Genomic DNA, 22,234 nt, shown 5'->3' on the forward strand with positions numbered 1-22,234 from the left:
AACCTACGACAAATGATTACTCATATTATACCCTATTTAGCTAGATTTTTCAAGGGATTCTGTAGATTTTTGGTAAATTTTTTCCTATAAAAAATTGAATTCAACTATTACTTTGCAAACTTCATTTTCAGTTTAATAGTCCAATAAAAATATAGTAAATTCAGATTTCCCTATTTTATCCTAGGCTGTTTTTCTTGACTTTACCAGGTTTTTCTTTTAATATATATGTATAAATATATATGGAGGTTTATTATGGATATTTTGCTTTCTGAAACAGAACAGAATTTGCTAATGTTACTGGAAGAATTAATCAAGCACCATGATTGGATAGAACTTTCAGTCTTGGCTGAGAAGCTGAATTGTTCAATCGAAGAATTGCAAGAACACCTTTTAAAGCTCGAGCAATTATTTCCAAACCTCCTGATACAATCAAGAAAAAAAGCCATTCAATTGCAGTTTGACTTCCAAAACACCTTGGATCCTAGGATTGCGATTTTTAAACAATCTGAAACCTATTCTTTTTTGAACTGTCTATTTTTCAAAGAGGGACAATCACTTGAGCAAATGTGTCAGGAACTTATGATTAGCTGCGAACGAGTTCAGGAAATTATCCAGCATCTAAATACTGAACTTCCGCAACATTATGGCATTAGCATCCAACTTTCTCCTTTAGTCATAAATGGAGCAGAAGAGGACATTCGTGCCTTTTATCTAGACTACTTTAGCCAAAGTTACGACTTTCTAGATTGGCCCTTCCCTTCTATTTCTGAAGAATCACTCACTCACTTGATTCAACTATTTTTGGACGCCCAACAAATTTCACCCAACCTCAGTAGCTTACGGCAAATCAAATACACTCTAGCTATCAATCTGGAGCGCTTTAATAAGAGTCATTTGATTGAAAATCCTACTCCTCTTTTAATCAGTCACTACAGTTCTCTCATACAAATTCCGCAGTTTGAAGAAAATATTAAGAAGCTAGCTAAAAAGCTCTATTTTGAACCGAAAAAGGAAACACTGGAACAGCTATTTTTAACTCCAGTAAAGTCTCCTCAAATCGTAACTAATCCTAGTAGTGGAGCGTTAGGAGACATTAATCATATCCAAAAATCCTACCGTTTATTGAGCCAAATTCTAGAAGAACTGGCCAAAGAATTTCACCTACAGATTGAAAATCGCGAGGAATTGGTTTGGCTCCTCCACTACACTGCCCAATCCGATTTCTTCCATTTACTCAGTAACCAGTCTCTCGACAGACAGAAATCCCAAATTTTAAGCAATTATCAAGCAGAATTCCCAAAACTATTTGAAGTAAGTCAACACAAATTCCAATCTTATCTGACTGAAATGAGACTGGAAAATCACCCAAGTAAGCTACAAGAACTTGTCTACACCTTTTCTATCCTAGGGCAACGAATTTTAGTCCAATTACTTCAAAAACTTCCCAAAATACGTGTTTTAGTCATTAGTCATCTGGATAGTCATCATGCACAAAATCTAATCGACACCCTAACTCACTACGGCAATAATCTCTATCTCTTTGATTCTTGGGAAGAAGCTACTATTTCATTCTCAATTCTCAATCAAATCCCTCACGATATTGTTATTACCACCTTTCCTGTCGCTAACTCTCCTAAACCAATTATCTATAATCGTAACTTCTCTACTTCAGAATTATTCCACCATCTCCACCTTCTGGCTTCTCAAATTCATAAAGAAAGACTGCCTGAATCGTAACAAAATCTGTTGCGATTTTTCTTTTGTTTCAATTTTAAGAAAACGCTTGCATATTGTTTTACTACATGCTATACTGATAAAGAAATTCATTTATAGGAGAATGATTATGAAAAGAACAATTTCTCACACTGAGAAAAAAATGGTCTACAGCATCCGTTCCCTCAAGAATGGAACTGGTTCTGCCCTTATCGGAGCAAGCCTTGTCCTACTTGCCATTGCTACACCAACTATCTCAGCCAAGGAAAATACTACAACCACTAACGCAAGTAATAGTGAAACTACTACTGCCCTTGCACAACCTCTTAATGATACAGCAGCTAGCACTGGTAAGAAAGAAAGTGATCTTTCTGCACCTGAAAATGCAAACGCTTCCCTAGAGAAAAAAGAAGAAAAACCTGCAACAGAGACACTTAGTCCTGCTGCAAGCCCAGCTGATTCAGCACCACAAACTGGACAAGATCGTTCAAGTGAGCCAACCACTTCTACGAGTCCAGTAACGACTGAAACTAAAGCGGAAGAGCCAATCGAAGACAACTACTTCCGTATCCACGTCAAAAAACTTCCTGAAGAAAACAGGGATGCTCAAGGACTATGGACTTGGGACGATGTTGAAAAACCTTCTGAAAACTGGCCTAACGGAGCCTTATCCTTTAAGGATGCCAAAAAAGATGACTACGGCTATTACCTAGATATCAAATTAAAGGGAGAACAAGCCAAGAAAATTAGCTTCCTCATCAATAATACAGCTGGAAAAAATCTAACCGGCGATAAATCGGTAGAAAAACTGGCACCAAAGATGAATGAGGCTTGGTTGGACCAAGATCACAAGGTTTTCTCTTACGAGCCACAACCTGCAGGAACTATTCGCGTCAACTACTACCGTACAGATGGCAACTATGACAAGAAATCTCTCTGGTACTGGGGAGATGTGAAAAATCCAAGTAGTGGTGAATGGCCTAACGGAACAGACTTTACTGCTACAGGCAAATATGGTCGCTATATCGATATTCCACTCAAAGATGCAGCTAAAGATCTTGGATTTTTATTACTAGACAGAAAGAAACAAGGAGACGATGTGAAAATCCGTAAAGAAGACTATAAGTTCACAGATTTAAAAAATCATAGCCAAATTTTCCTAAAAGATGATGACGAATCGATTTACACAAATCCATACTATGTGCACGATATCCGCATGACAGGAGCTCAACACGTAGGAACTTCTAGCATTGAAAGTAGTTTTTCAACACTTGTCGGTGCTAAAAAAGAAGATATCCTCAAACACTCCAACATCACTAATCATCTAGGAAACAAAGTAACTATCACTGATGTTGCAATCGATGAAGCTGGTAAGAAAGTGACCTACAGCGGAGATTTCTCTGACACAAAACATCCTTATACCGTTAGCTACAACTCTGACAAATTCACTACCAAAACAAGCTGGCGTCTTAAAGATGAGACTTACAGCTATGATGGTAAACTTGGAGCTGAACTCAAAGAAGAAGGAAAACAGGTTGATTTAACTCTCTGGTCACCAAGTGCTGATAAGGTTTCTGTCGTTGTCTACGACAAGAATGACCCTGAAAAAGTAGTTGGAACTGTCGCTCTTGAAAAAGGGGAAAGAGGAACTTGGAAACAAACTCTAGATAGCACAAACAAACTAGGAATCACAGATTTCACTGGCTACTATTATCAATACCAAATCGAGCGTCAAGGTAAAACTGTTCTTGCACTCGATCCTTACGCTAAATCTCTCGCTGCTTGGAATAGTGACGATGCCAAGATTGACGATGCTCATAAAGTGGCTAAAGCTGCCTTTGTAGATCCAGCCAAACTAGGACCTCAAGACTTGACTTATGGTAAGATTCACAACTTCAAGACTCGTGAAGATGCCGTCATCTATGAAGCTCATGTTCGTGACTTCACTTCAGACCCGGCCATTGCAAAAGACTTGACCAAACCATTTGGTACCTTTGAAGCCTTTATCGAAAAACTAGACTATCTCAAAGACTTGGGTGTAACCCACATCCAGCTCCTTCCAGTCTTGTCTTACTACTTTGTCAATGAATTGAAAAACCATGAACGCTTGTCTGACTATGCTTCAAGCAACAGCAACTACAACTGGGGATATGACCCTCAAAACTACTTCTCTTTGACTGGTATGTACTCAAGCGATCCTAAAAATCCAGAAAAACGAATCGCAGAATTTAAAAACCTCATCAACGAGATCCACAAGCGTGGCATGGGAGCTATCCTAGACGTAGTGTATAACCATACAGCCAAAGTCGATATCTTCGAAGACTTAGAGCCAAACTACTACCATTTTATGGATGCTGATGGCACACCACGAACTAGCTTTGGTGGTGGACGCTTGGGGACAACTCACCATATGACCAAACGCCTCCTAGTTGATTCTATCAAATATCTAGTTGATACCTACAAAGTGGATGGATTCCGCTTCGATATGATGGGAGACCATGACGCCGCTTCTATCGAAGAAGCTTACAAGGCTGCACGCGCCCTCAATCCAAACCTCATCATGCTAGGTGAAGGTTGGAGAACCTATGCTGGTGATGAAAATATGCCTACTAAAGCTGCTGACCAAGATTGGATGAAACATACCGATACTGTCGCTGTCTTCTCAGACGACATCCGTAACAACCTCAAGTCTGGTTATCCAAACGAAGGTCAACCTGCCTTTATCACAGGTGGCAAGCGTGATATCAACACTATCTTTAAAAATCTAATTGCTCAACCAACTAACTTTGAAGCAGACAGCCCTGGAGATGTCATCCAATACATCGCAGCCCATGATAACTTGACCCTCTTTGACATCATCGCCCAATCTATCAAAAAAGACCCAAGCAAGGCTGAGAACTATGCTGAAATCCATCGTCGTTTGCGACTTGGAAACCTCATGGTCTTGACAGCTCAAGGAACTCCATTTATCCACTCTGGTCAGGAATACGGACGTACCAAACAATTCCGTGACCCAGCCTACAAGACTCCAGTAGCAGAGGACAAACAACCAAACAAATCTCACTTGTTGCGTGATAAGGACGGCAATCCGTTTGACTATCCTTACTTCATCCATGACTCTTACGATTCGAGTGATGCTATTAACAAGTTTGACTGGACTAAGGCTACAGATGGAAAAGCATATCCTGAAAATGTCAAGAGCCGTAACTATATGAAAGGTTTGATTGCCCTTCGTCAATCTACAGACGCCTTCCGACTTAAGAGCCTCCAAGATATCAAAGACCGTGTCCACCTCATCACTGTCCCAGGCCAAAATGGCGTGGAAAAAGAGGACGTAGTGATTGGCTACCAAATCACTGCTCCAAACGGAGACATCTATGCAGTCTTTGTCAATGCGGACGAAAAAGCTCGCGAATTTAATTTAGGAACTGCCTTTGCACATCTAAGAAACGCTGAAGTTTTAGCAGATGAAAACCAAGCAGGACCAGTCGGAATTGCCAACCCTCAAGGCCTTGAATGGACTGAAAAAGGCTTGAAATTAAATGCCCTTACAGCTACTGTTCTTCGAGTCTCTCAAGGCGGTGCAATTGTCGCCCCAGCTGTGGAAGAAAAACCAGAATTTGACCTTTCTAGCTTAAAACAAGAACAAGGGCAAAATGACAGCCAAGACAATATGTCAAACCAAGTAGTCAAACCGGAACAGCAAACTCCAGCTCCACAAACTAAACCTGATTCTGCAAAACCAGATACAAAAGTAGCTGATGCGGAAAATAAACCTAGCCAAGCTACAACTGATTCACAAGCTTCACAACCAACACAAGAAGCACAAGCAGCATCTGTAAGTGAAGCTGTTCAAAACGAATCGGTAGAAAACTCTAGCAAGGATAATACACCTGCAACCCCAGCTAAACAAGCTGAACTTCCAAATACAGGAACCAAAAACGATCACAAACTCCTGTTCACAGGAATTAGTCTCCTTGCACTTCTAGGTCTCGGGTTCTTACTAAAAAACAAAAAAGAGAACTAAACTAGCCCTCCTATAGAACAATCCCCCAAGCCTTAACGCTCGGGGGATTGATTTTTGTACAATATTTGTTATCCTAATAAACTTGATTAGGATTTTTTATTAAGCCTCTTTCATGGCAAAGTATTCCCGTACTTTGGGTGCAACTTGTGTGCCGAAGAGTTCAATAGCTCTTAGAACCTGATTATGAGGCATAGAACCAAGAGGTAGATGGAGCATGAAGCGGTCCAAACCTAAGTCTTCAATCATGCGAATCATTTTTTCGGCCACCTGATCTGGATTGCCCACAAACATAGTACCATTTGGCCCAACTTGCTCCAAATATTGCTCATAACGCAATTCCTGCCAGTGCGGACGGTCTTTGGAAATGGCATCCACCACTTGCTTGGTTGGATGGAAATAATCTTTCACCGCCTGCTCGCCATCTTCAGCAATCCAACCCCAAGAATGGGCTCCAACCTTTAGTTCCTGACTGGCATAACCCGCTTAGCTCCCAATCTCACGATAAGTCTGAATCAACTTTTTAAAATAACGCGGATTGCCACCAATAATGGCATAAACAATCGGTAGACCTGCCTGAGCAATCTTCACTGTTGATTCGACATGACCACCTGTCGCTATCCACAAGGGCAATTTGTCCTGAACTGGACGAGGATAAACTTCTTTGCCAGAGATTGTTTGGGTCAATCGGCCTTGCCAGTCTAACTTGGTCTTTTCATTAACTAACTGTAGCAAGTCTAATTTCTCATCAAAAAGCGCTTCGTAGTCTTTCAAATCATATCCAAACAGGGGAAAAGATTCCGTGAAAGAACCCCTTCCAGCCATAATCTCCGCACGTCCATTTGACAAAGCATCGATAGTGGCATACTGTTGGGACAAGCGAATCGGGTCCATGCTTGACAGAATGCTAACTGCACTGGTCAAACAGATTTTCTTGGTATTAACTGCCCCAGCTGCCAAAATAATCTCTGGAGCCGACACTGCAAAATCCGCTCAATGGTGCTCACCAATCCCATACACATCCAAACCAACCTTGTCAGCCAGTTCAATCTCTGCCACCAACTGGCGAATACGTTCGGAATGACTGTAAGTCTGTCCAGTCCCCTCAAGCTCCGTTGTTTCCCCAAATGTCGAAATTCCCAATTCTACCATGGTAATTCTCCCTGTATATTTCTGTCCTTCATTTTGAAAAATTATTCTAACACGAAACTTGACTACAAGCAACCGATTTGCTCACAAGAAAAAGCCTAGATAACTAGACTTTTTTAGCTTATTCTACCGTTACTGACTTAGCAAGGTTACGTGGTTTATCCACATCAAGCCCACGGTGCAGAGTTGCAAAGTAAGCGACTAATTGCGTTGGTACGACCATTGAAATTGGTGAAAGGTAAGAGTGGACGGTCGTAAGAACGATGTCGTCTGTCTCTTTGGCAACATTTTCTTCTGCGATAGTGAGAACTTTGGCACCACGGGCTGCCACCTCTTGGATATTTCCACGAGTGTGGTTGGCAAGGACTGGATCTGACAAGAGAGCCAAGACAGGCGTTCCTTCTTCAATCAAGGCAATAGTTCCGTGCTTGAGTTCTCCTGCCGCAAAGCCTTCACACTGGATGTAAGAAATCTCTTTAAGTTTGAGACTTGCTTCCATGGCTACATAGTAATCTTGACCACGTCCGATGTAAAAGGCGTTACGAGTTGTTTCAAGAAGCTCACGAACCTTAGCTTCAATGGTTTCTTTCTCTGAAAGAGTTGATTCGATAGACTGAGCTACGATTGACAACTCATGAACCAAGTCAAAGGCTTGCGCTTTAGCATTGCCATTTGCTTCTCCTACTGCTTTTGCAAGAAAAGCAAGGGCTGCAATTTGTGCTGTATAGGCCTTGGTTGATGCTACGGCAATTTCAGGACCTGCGTGAAGGAGCATAGTATGATTGGCCTCACGTGAAAGGGTTGAACCTGGGACGTTTGTCACTGTCAAGCTTGGGATTCCCATTTCATTAGCCTTGACCAAAACCTGACGGCTATCCGCTGTTTCACCAGACTGGCTGATAAAGATGAAGAGTGGTTTCTTGCTGAGAAGTGGCATACCGTAGCCCCACTCAGATGAGATTCCAAGCTCAACTGGTGTATCTGTCAATTCTTCCAACATCTTCTTAGAAGCAAATCCTGCGTGGTAAGATGTTCCAGCTGCAAGGATGTAGATACGGTCTGCGTCTTGAACAGCCTTGATGATAGCTGGTTCTACGACAACTTGACCAGCCTCATCTGTGTAGGCTTGGATGAGTTTACGCATAACCGTTGGTTGCTCATCAATTTCCTTGAGCATGTAGTAAGGATAAGTTCCCTTACCGATATCTGACAAGTCAAGTTCCGCAGTATAGCTAGCACGCTCATGACTATTACCATCATAGTCTTGAATTTCCACACTATCAGCCTTGACGATGACCAACTCTTGGTCATGAATTTCCATGTATTGGTTGGTTTCACGAATCATAGCCATAGCATCTGAGCAGACCATGTTATAGCCTTCTCCAAGACCAATCAAAAGTGGTGATTTATTCTTCGCTACGTAGATGACTTCAGGATCTTGTGAGTCAACCAAAGCAAAAGCATAAGAACCACGAATGATGTGAAGAGCTTTTTTGAAGGCTTCAAGAACAGAGAGACCTTCTTCTTCCGCAAATTTTCCAATCAAGTGAACAGCGATTTCAGTATCTGTTTGCCCCTTGAAGTAGTGCCCAGCAAGGTATTCTTCCTTGATTTCAAGATAGTTCTCAATCACCCCATTGTGAACCAAGACAAAACGTTCTGTCTCAGAGCGGTGTGGGTGAGCATTGTCCTCAGTTGGTTTCCCATGAGTTGCCCAACGAGTATGTCCGATACCAGTCGTTCCCTCAACGCCAGCTGTCTTAGCAGACAATTCTGCGATACGACCGACAGCCTTGACTAGGTGATTTTCAGCACCACCTAGGACAAAAATTCCCGCAGAATCATAGCCACGGTATTCGAGCTTTTCAAGCCCTTGAATCAAAATATCAGTTGCATTTGTGTTTCCAACAACACCAACAATTCCACACATAGTATATACGACACAGACCAGCTGTGCTTTCTCCTTAAAATTGGTATAGTCTAATTCCTCTTTTATAGAATCAGCAAAAACAGTATATACTTGTTTCTTTCACTTGTCAAGAGTTAAAATTGGTATAGTTCAAATTAAGCTCCTGTAAGCAAAAGACTCTGACCAATTAGGATAATCAGTCAGAGTCCTTTTTAAAATCCATTATTGTCGCTTAATTCCTTGAACCAGTGCCCTGATTTCTTCAGACGACGTTCTTGCGTTTCCAAGTCTAATTCAACCAAACCGTAGCGATTTTTATAGCTATTGAGCCATGACCAACAATCGATAAAGGTCCAAATCAAGTAGCCCTTACAATTAGCTCCGTCTTCAATAGCACGGTGAAGTTCACGAAGATGACCTTTTACAAAGTCAATACGATAATCATCTTGAATCATTCCATCTTGACGGAATTTTTCCTCTCCTTCAACCCCCATACCATTCTCTGTCAACATCCACTCAATATTACCATAATTTTCCTTGATATTTTGGGCAATGTCATAAATCCCTTGCTCATAAATCTCCCAGCCACGATGAGGATTGATTTTACGTCCAGGCATCACATAAGGCTCGTAAAAATGTTCTGGTAAGAGTGGACTCTCTGGATGCTTAGCAAATCGAGGCGCCATAACACGCAAAGGTTGATAGTAGTTGACACCTAGGAAGTCTACCGTATTGTCACGAATGAGCTCCAACTCCTCCTCTGTAGCATCAGGCAAGAGACCGTGTTCATGTAAGATTTCTACCAACTCCTGTGGATAAGTCCCCAAAACAGACGTATCTAAGAAAGATTGGGCCTGAAAAAGGGCCGCAATACGAGCTGCCTTGACATCAGCAGGATGCTGGCTACGTGGATAAGCCGGTGTCAAGTTGAGAACAATCCCAATCTTGGAATCTGGCAAAAGTTCATGACAGGCCTTAACCGCCTGACTGCTGGCCAATTGTGTATGATAAGCTACTTTGACGGCTGACTCTGCATCCACCTTATGTGGATAATGGGCATCGTAAAAATAGCCAAATTCTACAGGAACGATGGGCTCGTTAAAAGTAATCCATTGATCCACTAAATCTCCATAAGTCTCAAAACAAAAACGAGCATAGTCTTCATAGGCTGAGACAGTCGCCTTATTTTCCCAACCATCACCATCCTCTTGAAGGGCAAAAGGCAAATCAAAATGATAAAGATTGACTAAAAGACGAATCCCTTTGGCCTTAATAGCCTCAAAAACCTTACGGTAAAAGTCTGCACCTTGAGGATTGACTTCCCCACGCCCTTGTGGAAAAATCCGTGACCACTGAATAGAAGTCCGAAAGGCCGTGTGACCAGTTTCTACCAGTAGCTCGATATCCTGTTCCCAGTTTTCATAAAAGGTCGATGTCTTATCTGGACCAATCCCATTATAGTAACGATTTGGCTCCACTTGGTACCAATAATCCCAGAGATTATCTCCCTTACCGTCACCAGCTACACGCCCTTCTGTCTGGGGCCCAGAAGTGGAGGATCCCCAGACAAAATCCTTTGGAAATCTTAGCATATATTTACCTCTTTATCTACTCATTTTTCCCATTATACAGAAAAAACAAGGTAAAAACTAGTTACATTTTTTCCTTGTTTTTCTTCTGATTATAGTTTTTATTTCTTGCTAAGAATTTCAAGCGTTTCGAGCAAGTTATCTGCATGAACTTCGATGGTATCACCAGTCGCTTTAATCTTAACTTCTACGATGCCATCGGCTGCTTTTTTACCAACAGTGATACGGATTGGCAATCCAATCAAGTCGCTATCACTGAATTTCACTCCAACACGTTCGTTACGGTCATCCGTCAAGACTTCGTAACCAGCTCCCATCAAGCTTGCTTCAAGCTTTTCTGTCAAGGCTTGCGCTTCTTCATCCTTGACATTGACAGTGATCAAGTGCACATCAAATGGTGCCAATTCTTTAGGGAAATTGATTCCCCAAGCGTAACGGTATTCACCTTTTGGCGTTTTGTTAACAAAGAGGCGAGCGTGTTGCTCCATCACTGCTGAAAGGAGACGGCTGACACCGATACCGTAACATCCCATGATGATTGGCACAGCACGACCATTTTCATCCAAAACATCTGCTCCCATGCTTGCTGAATAGCGAGTGCCAAGTTTGAAGATATGACCAATTTCGATACCACGCGCAAAGTTAAGGACACCTTGTCCGTCTGGGGAAATTTCACCCTCACGAACTTCACGGATATCCACATATTCTGCAGTAAAATCACGACCTGGATTCACACCAGTCAAGTGGTAGCCATCTTCGTTAGCACCGACCACTGCATTGCGAACATCTTGCACCTTACGATCTGCAATAATTTTAACATTCTCTGGCAAACCAACTGGTCCAAGTGAACCAAAACCTGCTTGAACAAGATTCGCCACTTCTTCTTCACTCGCAACGTCAAAGAAATCTGCTCCCAAATGATTTTTCAACTTAACTTCATTGAGCTGGTCATTTCCAACTAGAAGGGCCGCAACAAGCTCACCATCTGCCATGTAAAAGAGGGTTTTGATCGTTTGTTCTTCTGGAACGTTTAGGAAGGCTGCTACTTCATCAATTGATTTAACATCTGGTGTTGCAACACGAGTCACTTCTTCTTCAGCGACAACACGGTTGCTTGGTTTGTACTCGTTTGTTGCCATTTCTAAGTTAGCAGCATAGCTAGACTCACTTGAGTAAGCAATGGTATCTTCACCAGAAACCATCCATTTAAGCAATTCTGCCTTGATTTCTTCTTGCACTTCTGCAGGAATTTCATCAAATGAGGCAACTGACTTGTCCAAGACAACCCAGCGGTCAAGGTCTGTACGAGCAGGTGTAATGGCCATAAATTCTTGGCTGTCCTTACCACCCATGGCTCCACCGTCACCAATAATAGCCTTGAAGTCTAAACCACTACGAGTAAAAATACGCTCATAAGCAGCCTTATACTCATCGTAAACACTGTCCAAGCTATCATAGTTAGCGTGGAAACTGTAAGCATCCTTCATGATAAACTCACGTGTACGAAGAAGTCCATTACGCGGACGTTTTTCATCACGATACTTAGGTTGGATTTGATAAAGGTTAAGTGGCAATTGCTTGTAAGACTTAACAGAATCACGGACAATAGCTGTAAAGGTTTCTTCGTGAGTTGGACCTAAGATAAAGTCTGATTTTTCACGGTTTTTTAGTTTGTAAAGGTCTTCACCATAAGTTTCATAACGACCTGATTCGCGCCACAATTCTGCACTAAGAAGGGCAGGAGCCAACATCTCAACCGCACCAATCTTGTCGAATTCTTGGCGCATGATGTTTTTGGCTTTTTCAATCACACGGTTGGCAAGTGGTAAGTAAGAATAAACACCTGCTGAGACTTGGCGAACATAACCAGCTCGCAACATAAGAGCATGGCTAATAACTTGAGCATCGCTTGGCATTTCGCGAAGCGTTGGGATAGGCATTTTACTTTGTTTCATAATATTCCTCGATTATCTAAAAAAGAGTCGCATGATGTCATTCCAGGTCACAGCAATCATCAAGACAACCATGATGACCACTCCGGCCAAGGTGACATAGGTTTCAATTTCTTGTTTTAATGGTTTGCGGCGGATGGCTTCTAGGATATTGAGCACAATCTTACCACCATCCAGGGCTGGAATCGGAATCAGATTAAAAATCCCAATATTGATGGAAATTATTGCCAAGAAGTCCAAGACATTCTCAATTCCATTTTTAGCAGCATCACTACTTGCCTTAAAGATGGCAACAGGTCCACCTAGCTTGTTCAAATCCGGTTGGAAAATCAGATTTTTCAGAGCTGATAGAATTCGGAGAGCCGAGTCAGCAGCAGTTGTAAAACCACCTACAAACATGGATAGAAGATCTGACTTAATTCCCGGTTGAACACCTATAAGGTAACGCCCTTGACTTTCTTCTGGGGTAACCGTTACTTGTTTGTCACTACCATTTTCAGAAATAGTCACATCCAAGGTCGGGGCTGTCTTATCTTTGGTTTCTGATTCCACAGCCTGAATCAAACTTTCCCAGTTGCTAATCTCATGTGAGCCAATCTTGGTAATCTGAGCCGTTTCTGGTACTCCCACCTTAGCCAAAGCACCTTGAGGCATGACATGGAACTGGTTGGTATCAACATCTCTGACACCACCCTGCATGAAGATTAAAATCCAGAAAACAACAACCCCTAAGATAAAGTTGTTCATAGGACCTGCAAAATTAGTAATCAGTTTCCCCCAGATAGTCGCATTTTGATATTGAACATCTAAAGGTGCAATCCGAACCTCAGTTCCATCTGCTTCCACAACCGTTGCATCGTGATCCACTGCAAATGTTTTTTCTTCTTCCAGAACCAATCCTTTGATAAAGAGCTTATCTTCAAAATCAAACTGGGTCACCTGCATAGGGAGGGCTGTTTGATCTAATTTTTTACCTGAAAGATTGATGCGTTTAACCTTACCATCATCAGTAAGCGTCAAACTGACAGGAGTCCCTGTCTTGATTTCAGTTGTATCATCACCCCAACCAGCCATACGGACATAGCCACCCAGAGGCAAGATTCGAATGGTATAGGCTGTTCCATCCTTGCCAATATGAGCAAAGATTTTAGGCCCCATACCGATAGCAAATTCACGCACTAGAATCCCCGATTTCTTGGCAAAGTAGAAGTGTCCGAACTCGTGCACCACTACAATAATCCCAAAAACCAGAATAAAGGTTAAAATTCCGAGCATAGTATTTCCTCCGTCTTTTGATTAAAAGAGTCCAAACAAGTGCATGATTGGAAATACAAGCAACATACTATCGAAACGATCCAAAACACCACCATGACCAGGGATAAATTTCCCAGAATCCTTGACACCAAAGTGACGCTTGATCGAACTTTCTAGTAAATCACCAAATTGTCCAGCAATGCTAAAGAAAATAGCAAAGACTGACATCTTGTAAATTCCATACGGAAGAGCAACTGTACTGTCAAACATCATAAAGATGATGGTTACTAAAATCGCACCTAAAATACCACCCAAGGCACCCTCAAAGGTTTTATTTGGAGAAACCGTTGGAGCTAACTTTCGTTTACCATAGTTCATCCCAGCAAGATAAGCACCACTATCGGTTGCCCAGACAATACACAAGGCCAAAAGCGCCTTATCTAAACCTGCAACACGAGCATCTAGTAAGGCATTAAATCCAAAGCCCACGTAGAAACTCATAGCAAGAGGGAAAACAGCGTCCTCAATCGTATAAGACTTGCTAAAAACAGTCGTTCCTAACATGATTGAAATCAACACACTATAGGCAACCACATTCCCATCAACTGGCAAAAAAGTCAGATAATTCTCCAAGGGAATGGTCAAAGCAAAGGTTGCAAAGAGGGTCAAGAGGCCCTCCATTGTCATGGTCTCTAGACCTCTCATCTTCAAAAGTTCATGCATGGCTAGCATGGCTATGATTCCAATTGCTATCTGCAGCAAGAGGCCACCAATCATTAAAATTGGTAGGAAAATAGCCAGGGCAATCCCTGCAAACAAGGTTCTTTTCTGTAAATCCTGTGTCATATTTCCTCCTAAACTCCTCCAAATCGACGATGACGACGATTATAGGAAAGAATAGCTTCCTGCAAGGCTGCTTCGTCAAAATCAGGCCACAAGGTATCCGTAAAATAGAGCTCACTATAGGCTCCCTGCCATGGAAGGAAATTGCTCAAACGCAATTCTCCACTAGTACGGATAATCAAGTCTGGGTCTCGTAACTCCTTAGGCAAATGCTGGGTGAAGAGATAGTTGCCAATCAATTCCTCTGTGATGTCACCTGGGTTGATTTTGGCATCTAACACATCCTGAGAAATCAACTTAAGAGCCTGTGTAATCTCAGCACGTCCACCATAGTTGAGGGCAAAATTAAGAATCAATCCTGTGTTGTTCTTAGTCAATTCCTCAGCTTTAGTCAGAGCTTCAAAAGTTTGCTTAGGCAGGCGATCTGTCTCCCCAATCATTTGAATCTTAACATTATTCGCATGCAATTCCGGAACATAATTATCATAAAACTCTACTGGCAAGTTCATGATAAACTTGACTTCCTGATCTGGACGGGTCCAGTTTTCCGTAGAAAAAGCATAAACTGTAATCACCTTGACGCCTAGTTTGTTGGCTGCCTTGGTCACAGTTTGCAATGCTTCCATGCCCGCCTTATGTCCAAAAACTCGCGGTTGCATACGTTTTTTAGCCCAACGGCCATTTCCATCCATGATGATGCCGATATGAGCAGGAACCTGTGTCGGAACCTCTACTTCCACAGCCTTATCTTTCTTAAAAAATCCAAACATGATCTTATTCCTATTCAAAAATCTATCGTTTCATTATACCATATTTCCCTATTTTCTTCTATCACTAAGCTATTTATACTCTTCGAAAATCTCTTCAAACCACGTCAGCTCTATCTGCAACCTCAAAACAGTGTTTTGAGCAACCTGCGGTTAGCTTCCTAGTTTGCACTTTGATTTTCATTGAGTATTATTCTCAGGCGCAAAGCCCATTTTTCAAAAAAATAAGTCGCCTGATTGGGCGACTCTATTTTTATAGGGAGATTATTATGAAAAAGTTTTAGGAGTTTAAGTTAAGGTCTTCTTAACTTATGAACTTAGTATACACTTCCTAGCTTAAAGTTTCCTTAAGTATTTTTAAAAATCAAATTTTTCCATTTTTCCTGCCAATTTTTCTTGGATAATCGTGTTTGATAGAGCTTCATTCGGTCTTCATTCTCTAAAAAATGAGGAGTTGGACGAACTTGAAACTTCAAAATATCCTCCAAACCATAAGGTGCATAGAGTTCAAAATCGGATTCTTCATTCAAGCGTAGTCCAACAGCCGTACATCGTTCTGGATACTTACTCATGGCATCACAAGAGCTGCTATAGGGAGCAGTATGAGGGCTGTGCTGGTGCATATAGACCTGATTTTTCAATTCCCACTGGTACTGAGGAAAATCCGCTCTCAACTTTTTCTCTAGGAACAAGGTTTCCTCATAAGAAATATCCGGATCAAAGAAAATCACATCTACATCTGTTTCAAGATCAAATGCTGGTCTCTCTGACAAGAGATTCCAGATAAAATTTCTGACAGAACCTGCTGCCAACCAAGAATCTTTCAGACCAAGGTTTCGGATGAAAGTCAAAATAGCCATCATATCCGGATTTTCTCTGAAAGAGTCTAAAATTTCAGCCTTATTTTTCAATATATTCATACCCTAAATGCTCATATGCCTTAGCAGTCGCCACCCGTCCAGACCGTGTCCGCATGATAAAACCTTTTTGAATCAAGTAAGGTTCATACATGTCTTCCACCGTCTCACGCTCCTCAGCAATATTAACAGAAAGTGTTCCTAGTCCGACAGGACCACCACCATACATCTCAATCATGGTACGAAGGATTTTTTGGTCCACATAATCCAAACCTTCATGGTCAACATCCAGCATGGTCAAAGCCTTATCGGTAATAAGAACATCGATAACCCCATTCCCCATTATCTGGGCAAAATCGCGCACACGTTTGAGGAGACGATTGGCAATACGAGGGGTTCCACGACTCCGCAAAGCCAACTCAGAAGCTGCCTCATGAGTGATTTCCATCTCAAAAATATCTGCCGTCCGCTCAACAATTTCCGTCAAGTCAGCATGGGCATAATACTCCATATGACCTGTAATCCCAAAACGTGCCCGTAACGGATTTGAGAGCATACCTGCCCGAGTCGTCGCACCAATCAAGGTAAAAGGTGGCAACTCCAAATGAACACTGCGACTGCCTTCACCAGCCCCAATCATGATATCAATGTAAAAGTCCTCCATAGCACTATAAAGCACCTCTTCCACAGACATGGGCAAGCGATGAATCTCATCAATAAAAAGGACATCCCCAGGCTCTAAGTCATTCAAAATTGCTACCAGATCACCGGCTTTTTCAATGACTGGACCCGAAGTCTGCTTGAGATTTACACCCAGTTCATTGGCAATAACAAAAGCCATGGTCGTTTTCCCCAAACCTGGAGGTCCAAATAAGAGGACATGATCCAGCGCTTCATCCCGCATTTTGGCAGCTTCGATAAAGATTTGGAGCTGGTCCTTGACCTTATCCTGCCCGATATATTCACGTAAGTACTGAGGACGGAGCGTGCGTTCTACTAACTCCTCATCCCCCATTATCTCATTATCTAAAATTCTACTCATGACTCTATTATATCAAAAAACCAAGCCACAAACAAAAAAGCCATCTGATTGGGTGACTCCTAAGTTTAGCAATTATGTGGTATAATATTCTACGGCACTGCTACACCGCCTACGAAAGGAGGTGAGATAGCCCATGATGGAACTAATCCTTAAAACTATCATCGGACCGATTGTGGTCGGTGTCATCCTTCGCTTAGTCGATAAATGGCTAAACAAAGATAGATAGTGTCAAAAAAGACCCCAAGCTTAATGTGGAAGTTAGCTTGGGGTCTTTTCTAGTCCATGATATAGAACTAATCCTTAATTCCTCTCCATTATCCCACAGTTCACACATTTTGTCAAAGGTTTACATTCTCGGCTTGTCATTTATAATCAAAAATAATGTTCATCATGCGTTTATCTGCCAACAAATAAAGGAGACATGCCACCAAGGTAATCAGCCACACGGCATATACAGAAACTGTTAAAACCGTGAATTCCTCCATGATGATTAGTAGTAAATTTGCCAGATAATATCTCCCAACAACCGTTGTTAAAGCAAACAAACCTGCAAACGACAATAAAAAGGCAAGTGGTAGAGCAAGGATAAGTTCCTTCCGATATTTTCCTAAGAAGAGGACAATAATACCAGCAAACAGTGTGTAAGCAAAAGAAATTACTCCATAAACAAGTCCCCAAGATAAAATTGTAAGACTAGAGAAAGTAAAATCACCATCCATTAGCTCTAGGATCAGCATAGCAAAAAAAGTGGATTCACTGACTAGTAGATTAATCAACAAAGCAAGCATAAACTTCGCTTGGAGTAATTGTTTCAAATTGACAGGAATCAGTCTGAGATTTGAAATCGTTTTAGACACTTGTTCTATTCTTATCAAATCCACTAAAATCATGCTCGAAAAAGGGAGGAGAAAATAGTAGTTCAAAAAGAAGAAACCATTTTCTACATACCAGCCATTCACACTACCGTACGAATGCCCTTGATAAATCTGATGACCAATCATAAACTCCAACAAAAAGAGCAGGATGGCTACAAAGGGAATAATATACAGTATCTTTCGCCTTCTTAGTTTAGTCAATTCTAGCATCAACATTTATTCATCCACCTTTTTTAACCAAGATTTAATGGACAAGAAAGACAAAACAAGTAAAGATAAACCTAGTACAATAATCGATAAGATAGCTGGCTGTTGAAGCACCACTCCTTCTCTGTTTCCTTCCCAGATTAAACTGTTAGCACTTGTAACTGGACTGATATTTGGACTCGTCCTTGCTAAAAAAAATGACACTAAAACATACATGACGCCGACCAAATTTCCAACTATCTCCTTGCCTCTTACTTTTATCATGAACAAAGCAACTAAAGGAAATACTCCCATGGGAATTAAGACACCACTACTCATACAAAGATAGAAGAATCTGAATAATAAAGACAAACTGACTGTTGAAGAAAAGCGAGATAGTAGTGCAAATAAGGAAACCGAAATATAGGTGAATAACATGATACACAGAGCGTTGATTTCAATATACAAAATCTTAGCCCAGAATGTCTTCATTAGATTTGCTGAAGCGAGTTTCAAGTTGTTCATGATGCGATAGCGATATTCTACACCAAATGCCTGTATTGTATAGGAAACACAATACAAAGGGAGAATCAAAAAGTTTAAATAAGACAAAGAAAATTTATAGACAAAGGGAAAGGAGTCAAACAAGCCTCTCGCATCATTTACATAATAACAGATGAGAGCTAGGTAGAGGGAAACAACACCATATACGACAAAATTCAATTTTTGATGCCTTTGTTTGAGAAATTCAATCTTCACTAAATCAAGCAATTCCCTCACCTCCTGTTACCCGCTTAAAGTAATCCTCTAAACTTTCATTGTTTTTATAAGAATATTCTTTTAGAACTATTCCGTTGTCTTTTAAGGAGTTAGATACGACCGCAATGTCAAAAGCAGGTGATTCTCCCTGAAGTTCAAGTTCTGTATCCGAAAGAATACTGATCTGTTCTTGCAGATTTATCCTGCAAAGCACTTCCTTAGCTTGAGAAGCATCTGAAACAATTAGGTGGATTTTCCTTTTATCTGCACCATCTATTAATTCCTGCATAGTCTTTTCAGCCATAAGGTAGGCATCATGCAGTATCCCAACTCTATCTACAAGCTTTTCAAGTTCTGAAATAATGTGACTGGATATTAAAATTGAAATGCCATGATTGGTACTGAGTTCCTTTAGATAACGGCGCATTTCAAGGATACCAATAGGATCCAAACCATTTGTTGGTTCATCTAATATCAGAATTTTCGGCTGGTGCATAATAGCATTAGCAATTGCTAACCTTTGCTTCATTCCCAGAGAATACTGCTTGAATAGTTTTTTATTTTCCCCATCTAATCCTACTACTTGTAAAGCTTGCTCTACCTGTTTTAGCGAAATTCCTCTCAATCTTGCAAAAATAGAGAGATTTTCAGGTCCCGTTAAATTAGGATAAAAAGAAGCACTGTCCAATACCACACCGATTTGAGATAGCAAGTCCTTAGAAAAGTCCCCTGACAGTTTTTCAGATAGAATCTTCACTTCACCACTATCCATCACTGTCAAACCTAAAATAGCTTTGATAAATGTTGTCTTTCCAGCGCCATTTCTTCCTAGTAAGCCATAGATTTCTCCCTGTTTTAGCGTAAAGTCTATCTTATCCAAGATAATTTTCCCATCATAGGATTTTGATAAATTAGATGTCTGTATTACTGAATTTCTCATTTTATTCTCCTCCTAATATCTATATACCCACATCAAGAGATATAATAGAGTAGTTCCTGTATAACTAGTTATATGAGAGGGTAATAGAGTATATCAAACTTACAAGCCACCTTTAAGCTCTTCAATCTGTGACACGATCCATTGTATAAATGTTACTTCACAAAAAGTTTAACAAATCAATCCGACAGTACCAGATCAACTCCATTAGTTGTTGCAGCTTGTTGTATAATTTTCGAGTCCCAGATATATTGTGATTGATTTACAGGTTCCCTAAAAAGAAACCGCTTCTAATAATCCTAAAAAGGACAATATCAAAATGATTTTACGAAGCTTTACTAAAATACTCATATTAACCACCTTTTTCTTATCTTTACACTTGTAAGTGTACTACTTTAAATATTCTTTGTCAACAAAAACTATTCTTTTCATCATCTTTTTTTTATTTTATCCCTTTATGACTATTTTTATGTTAGAAAGTTGAAAAATAGAGATTAAAAGTATATAATTAATCGTAAATTTATTTAAAGAAGGTTTAAAGATGAGCATATTATCTGATAAACTAAAAGCCAAGAGAAAAGAAAAAGGATTCTCACAAAAAACACTTTCCGAAGGAATTTGTGAGCAAAGCCAAATCAGCAAAATAGAACGTGGCAACTATATGCCTGCTGCTGATTTACTCTATAAACTTGCAAATCGGCTTCAAGTTCCCTTAGATTATTTTTTCGATGAACAGATTGAAATGACTTCCAATATAGCACCGTTTAAGAAATTAGCAGAAAAATTACTTGAAGATCGTAATTACGAGGATTTAGAATACCTCTTAAACTTAGAAAAAGAAAAGTATCAGTATCTGTCTACTGAGGATGAATTTTATCTTCTATGGATTCAAGCGATTATCCTTTTCTACTTACATAGTTCCAAAGATGAAGCTATCGCCAGTCTAGAAAACGCTTTGCCAAAGCTTTCGGTCAGCTCATCTGTGTATCTTAAACTCCTCAATACTTTATCTAATTTTTATTTTTCTGTAGGGCGTGATGCAGAATACGAAGAAAATAACTCACTTCTTATCAGTTTGTATCAGGAAAAAGATTTAAACCACCAAGAGTATTTATTTGGTTATATTCGAGTTAAACATAATTTCGCCTATTATTTACACTCTAAAGGGAAGGAATTAGAAGCCGTCCAAGAAGCCTTAGAAACCATTGACTTTTGTAAACAAAAAGAGACCAGCTATCAGCTGGCGCCTCTTTTAACTATCGTTGCAAATGCCGGAAAAGATTTTTTAAAGCACGATGAAATTCTTGACTATTATTTACAGGCTCGTGATATCTGTAAAATATACGAGCACAAGCTCATGATGGCTAAGATTGATCATTTCTTGAAAGATAAGGATAGGTGACTTCAATCGTAATAAGTTATAATTACCAATTAGCTAGAAACGTAAAAGTGGAGAGGAACTAATATCGTTTTCTCCACTTTTGTTAATATCCCCTCTTCCATTTGTATCTCGCCAAACTTACTAATACAAGTAAAACTAAATGAAAGATAATAAAGAATGTCGTAAAACCAAATAATCCATTTTGAACTAAATCTGCCATGTAAAGTTCAGTCTCTGTAAAGAACAGATAAATTCCATAGCCCTCCACAAAAATAAGGAAACTGACAAAACCAATAAGAAAAAGTCCACTAGCAATAAGAAAGAGTCTCCATAACAGTATGAGAATCCCTCCTACTGCTAAAAAATTACTGGGAGAAGGAGTAAATAAGCTATAACTTCCTCCTTTCCAAATGCAAAAGCACTCTATCCTACTGAGAGAGTAGAGTATTTTATGATATAATATTGTTCGGCACTGCTACACCGCCTACGAAAGGAGGTGAGATAGCCCATGATGGAATTAGTACTCAAAACTATCATCGGACCAATTGTGGTCGGTGTCGTTCTTCGCTTAGTCGATAAATGGCTAAACAAGGACAAATAGTGTCAAAAAAGACCTCAAGCTTATTTGGACGTGAGCTTGGGGTCTTTTCTAGCCTATGATATAGAACTAGTACTCAATTCCTTTTTATTATCCCATAGTTCACAAAATTTGTCAAAACTTTACATCCTCAGCTTCTCAAGCTTTTACCGCTTTACAACAAAACGGTCAAGATTAAGAGAAAGTTAGGGATTCTATCAATTTCATAGAAATTTTGATTTAGTAAACGAAGAGACAATCTTACATGTCACTCCTCATTTAATACGCCACTACTGGACAAGCAAAATCATTATTACAGCAGTTCCAGTCCTTCAATTAACAGTCACTTACAATCAAATTGAGTTTGAAGTAGCTGAAGCAACAACAGACCTATTTCTTAATCATATTCGCTAAAAAGTC

At 40.3% G+C, this 22,234-nt stretch carries 17 protein-coding genes and 1 pseudogene; 5 read left to right on the forward strand and 13 right to left on the reverse strand.

What is annotated here, in order from left to right:
- The first annotated feature begins 252 nt into the window (after window positions 1-252).
- On the forward strand, window positions 253-1,737 hold the full coding sequence (locus tag RWO85_RS06880; protein ID WP_314414900.1) for a M protein trans-acting positive regulator PRD domain-containing protein: 1,485 nt from the start codon (window positions 253-255) through the stop codon (window positions 1,735-1,737).
- A gap of 106 nt (window positions 1,738-1,843) precedes the next feature.
- A complete protein-coding gene (locus tag RWO85_RS06885; RefSeq protein WP_314414902.1) occupies window positions 1,844-5,740 on the forward strand; it encodes a pullulanase in 3,897 nt (1,298 codons plus the stop codon).
- Between the two features lie 99 nt (window positions 5,741-5,839).
- Here the strand turns inward: RWO85_RS06885 and RWO85_RS06890 are convergent.
- From RWO85_RS06890 to ruvB, 9 genes and pseudogenes are all read right to left on the reverse strand, one after another.
- Window positions 5,840-6,889: pseudogene (locus RWO85_RS06890) on the reverse strand (LLM class flavin-dependent oxidoreductase).
- Between the two features lie 118 nt (window positions 6,890-7,007).
- Window positions 7,008-8,816 carry a glutamine--fructose-6-phosphate transaminase (isomerizing) gene (glmS, locus tag RWO85_RS06895; RefSeq protein ID WP_314414903.1) on the reverse strand — a complete coding sequence of 603 codons (1,809 nt, stop codon included), beginning with the start codon at window positions 8,814-8,816 and terminating at the stop codon, window positions 7,008-7,010.
- A gap of 191 nt (window positions 8,817-9,007) precedes the next feature.
- On the reverse strand, window positions 9,008-10,387 hold the full coding sequence (gene bglA / locus RWO85_RS06900) for a 6-phospho-beta-glucosidase (protein ID WP_314414905.1): 1,380 nt from the start codon (window positions 10,385-10,387) through the stop codon (window positions 9,008-9,010).
- Window positions 10,388-10,485: 98 nt separating this feature from the next.
- A complete protein-coding gene (locus tag RWO85_RS06905) occupies window positions 10,486-12,339 on the reverse strand; it encodes a proline--tRNA ligase (RefSeq protein ID WP_084890918.1) in 1,854 nt (617 codons plus the stop codon).
- A 12-nt stretch (window positions 12,340-12,351) separates the two neighbouring features.
- Window positions 12,352-13,611 (reverse strand): RIP metalloprotease RseP, encoded by a 1,260-nt coding sequence (rseP, locus tag RWO85_RS06910; protein ID WP_314414906.1) that lies wholly within the window; start codon window positions 13,609-13,611, stop codon window positions 12,352-12,354.
- A gap of 21 nt (window positions 13,612-13,632) precedes the next feature.
- A complete protein-coding gene (locus RWO85_RS06915; protein ID WP_261089762.1) occupies window positions 13,633-14,436 on the reverse strand; it encodes a phosphatidate cytidylyltransferase in 804 nt (267 codons plus the stop codon).
- Between the two features lie 8 nt (window positions 14,437-14,444).
- Entirely contained in the window at window positions 14,445-15,203 is a 759-nt protein-coding gene (locus RWO85_RS06920; protein WP_314414907.1) for an isoprenyl transferase, read from the reverse strand.
- Window positions 15,204-15,547: 344 nt separating this feature from the next.
- Window positions 15,548-16,120, reverse strand: a complete 573-nt coding sequence (locus RWO85_RS06925) for a nucleotidyltransferase family protein (RefSeq protein ID WP_314414909.1) — start codon at window positions 16,118-16,120, stop codon at window positions 15,548-15,550.
- Window positions 16,101-17,099: a Holliday junction branch migration DNA helicase RuvB gene (gene ruvB, locus RWO85_RS06930; protein WP_314414912.1), complete on the reverse strand. Its 999-nt coding sequence runs from the start codon at window positions 17,097-17,099 to the stop codon at window positions 16,101-16,103. Before ruvB ends, RWO85_RS06925 begins: the two co-directional genes overlap by 20 nt.
- Before the next feature lie 133 nt (window positions 17,100-17,232).
- Here ruvB and RWO85_RS06935 point away from each other — a divergent pair, with 133 nt between their 5' ends.
- Complete coding sequence (locus tag RWO85_RS06935; RefSeq protein ID WP_000970294.1) at window positions 17,233-17,325, forward strand: type I toxin-antitoxin system Fst family toxin; 93 nt, start codon at window positions 17,233-17,235, stop codon at window positions 17,323-17,325.
- 136 nt (window positions 17,326-17,461) lie between these two features.
- On the opposite strand, the gene RWO85_RS06940 is transcribed toward RWO85_RS06935, so the two are convergent.
- The 3 genes from RWO85_RS06940 to RWO85_RS06950 are packed head-to-tail and all read right to left on the reverse strand — an operon-like array spanning window position 17,462 to window position 19,859.
- Window positions 17,462-18,190: an ABC transporter permease gene (locus RWO85_RS06940; protein WP_314414914.1), complete on the reverse strand. Its 729-nt coding sequence runs from the start codon at window positions 18,188-18,190 to the stop codon at window positions 17,462-17,464.
- The gene (locus RWO85_RS06945) at window positions 18,191-18,919 is read right to left on the reverse strand and encodes an ABC transporter permease (protein ID WP_314414915.1); all 729 of its coding nucleotides are present in this window, start codon (window positions 18,917-18,919) and stop codon (window positions 18,191-18,193) included.
- Window positions 18,920-18,923: 4 nt separating this feature from the next.
- Window positions 18,924-19,859 carry an ABC transporter ATP-binding protein gene (locus tag RWO85_RS06950; RefSeq protein WP_314414917.1) on the reverse strand — a complete coding sequence of 312 codons (936 nt, stop codon included), beginning with the start codon at window positions 19,857-19,859 and terminating at the stop codon, window positions 18,924-18,926.
- A gap of 538 nt (window positions 19,860-20,397) precedes the next feature.
- Between RWO85_RS06950 and RWO85_RS06955 the strand changes: the two genes are divergently transcribed.
- Window positions 20,398-21,258, forward strand: coding sequence for a helix-turn-helix domain-containing protein (locus tag RWO85_RS06955; protein WP_064276739.1), 861 nt, complete (start codon window positions 20,398-20,400; stop codon window positions 21,256-21,258).
- An 82-nt stretch (window positions 21,259-21,340) separates the two neighbouring features.
- On the opposite strand, the gene RWO85_RS06960 is transcribed toward RWO85_RS06955, so the two are convergent.
- Window positions 21,341-21,700: a DUF5966 family protein gene (locus RWO85_RS06960; RefSeq protein WP_399553591.1), complete on the reverse strand. Its 360-nt coding sequence runs from the start codon at window positions 21,698-21,700 to the stop codon at window positions 21,341-21,343.
- 45 nt (window positions 21,701-21,745) lie between these two features.
- Here RWO85_RS06960 and RWO85_RS06965 point away from each other — a divergent pair, with 45 nt between their 5' ends.
- Entirely contained in the window at window positions 21,746-21,838 is a 93-nt protein-coding gene (locus tag RWO85_RS06965; protein ID WP_000970382.1) for a type I toxin-antitoxin system Fst family toxin, read from the forward strand.
- The last annotated feature ends 396 nt before the right edge of the window (window positions 21,839-22,234 follow it).

Source organism: uncultured Streptococcus sp. (genome assembly GCF_963521865.1).
In the GTDB taxonomy this organism is placed as follows: domain Bacteria; phylum Bacillota; class Bacilli; order Lactobacillales; family Streptococcaceae; genus Streptococcus.

Bases quoted from the DNA above. Each gene is read 5' to 3' on its own strand.
- RWO85_RS06880 (WP_314414900.1), top strand. From the start codon at position 253: ATGGATATTTTGCTTTCTGAAACAGAACAGAATTTGCTAATGTTACTG.
- RWO85_RS06885 (WP_314414902.1), top strand. From the start codon at position 1,844: ATGAAAAGAACAATTTCTCACACTGAGAAAAAAATGGTCTACAGCATC.
- glmS (WP_314414903.1), bottom strand. From the start codon at position 8,816: ATGTGTGGAATTGTTGGTGTTGTTGGAAACACAAATGCAACTGATATT.
- bglA (WP_314414905.1), bottom strand. From the start codon at position 10,387: ATGCTAAGATTTCCAAAGGATTTTGTCTGGGGATCCTCCACTTCTGGG.
- RWO85_RS06905 (WP_084890918.1), bottom strand. From the start codon at position 12,339: ATGAAACAAAGTAAAATGCCTATCCCAACGCTTCGCGAAATGCCAAGC.
- rseP (WP_314414906.1), bottom strand. From the start codon at position 13,611: ATGCTCGGAATTTTAACCTTTATTCTGGTTTTTGGGATTATTGTAGTG.
- RWO85_RS06915 (WP_261089762.1), bottom strand. From the start codon at position 14,436: ATGACACAGGATTTACAGAAAAGAACCTTGTTTGCAGGGATTGCCCTG.
- RWO85_RS06920 (WP_314414907.1), bottom strand. From the start codon at position 15,203: ATGTTTGGATTTTTTAAGAAAGATAAGGCTGTGGAAGTAGAGGTTCCG.
- RWO85_RS06925 (WP_314414909.1), bottom strand. From the start codon at position 16,120: ATGAATATATTGAAAAATAAGGCTGAAATTTTAGACTCTTTCAGAGAA.
- ruvB (WP_314414912.1), bottom strand. From the start codon at position 17,099: ATGAGTAGAATTTTAGATAATGAGATAATGGGGGATGAGGAGTTAGTA.
- RWO85_RS06935 (WP_000970294.1), top strand. From the start codon at position 17,233: ATGATGGAACTAATCCTTAAAACTATCATCGGACCGATTGTGGTCGGT.
- RWO85_RS06940 (WP_314414914.1), bottom strand. From the start codon at position 18,190: ATGTTGATGCTAGAATTGACTAAACTAAGAAGGCGAAAGATACTGTAT.
- RWO85_RS06950 (WP_314414917.1), bottom strand. From the start codon at position 19,859: ATGAGAAATTCAGTAATACAGACATCTAATTTATCAAAATCCTATGAT.
- RWO85_RS06955 (WP_064276739.1), top strand. From the start codon at position 20,398: ATGAGCATATTATCTGATAAACTAAAAGCCAAGAGAAAAGAAAAAGGA.
- RWO85_RS06965 (WP_000970382.1), top strand. From the start codon at position 21,746: ATGATGGAATTAGTACTCAAAACTATCATCGGACCAATTGTGGTCGGT.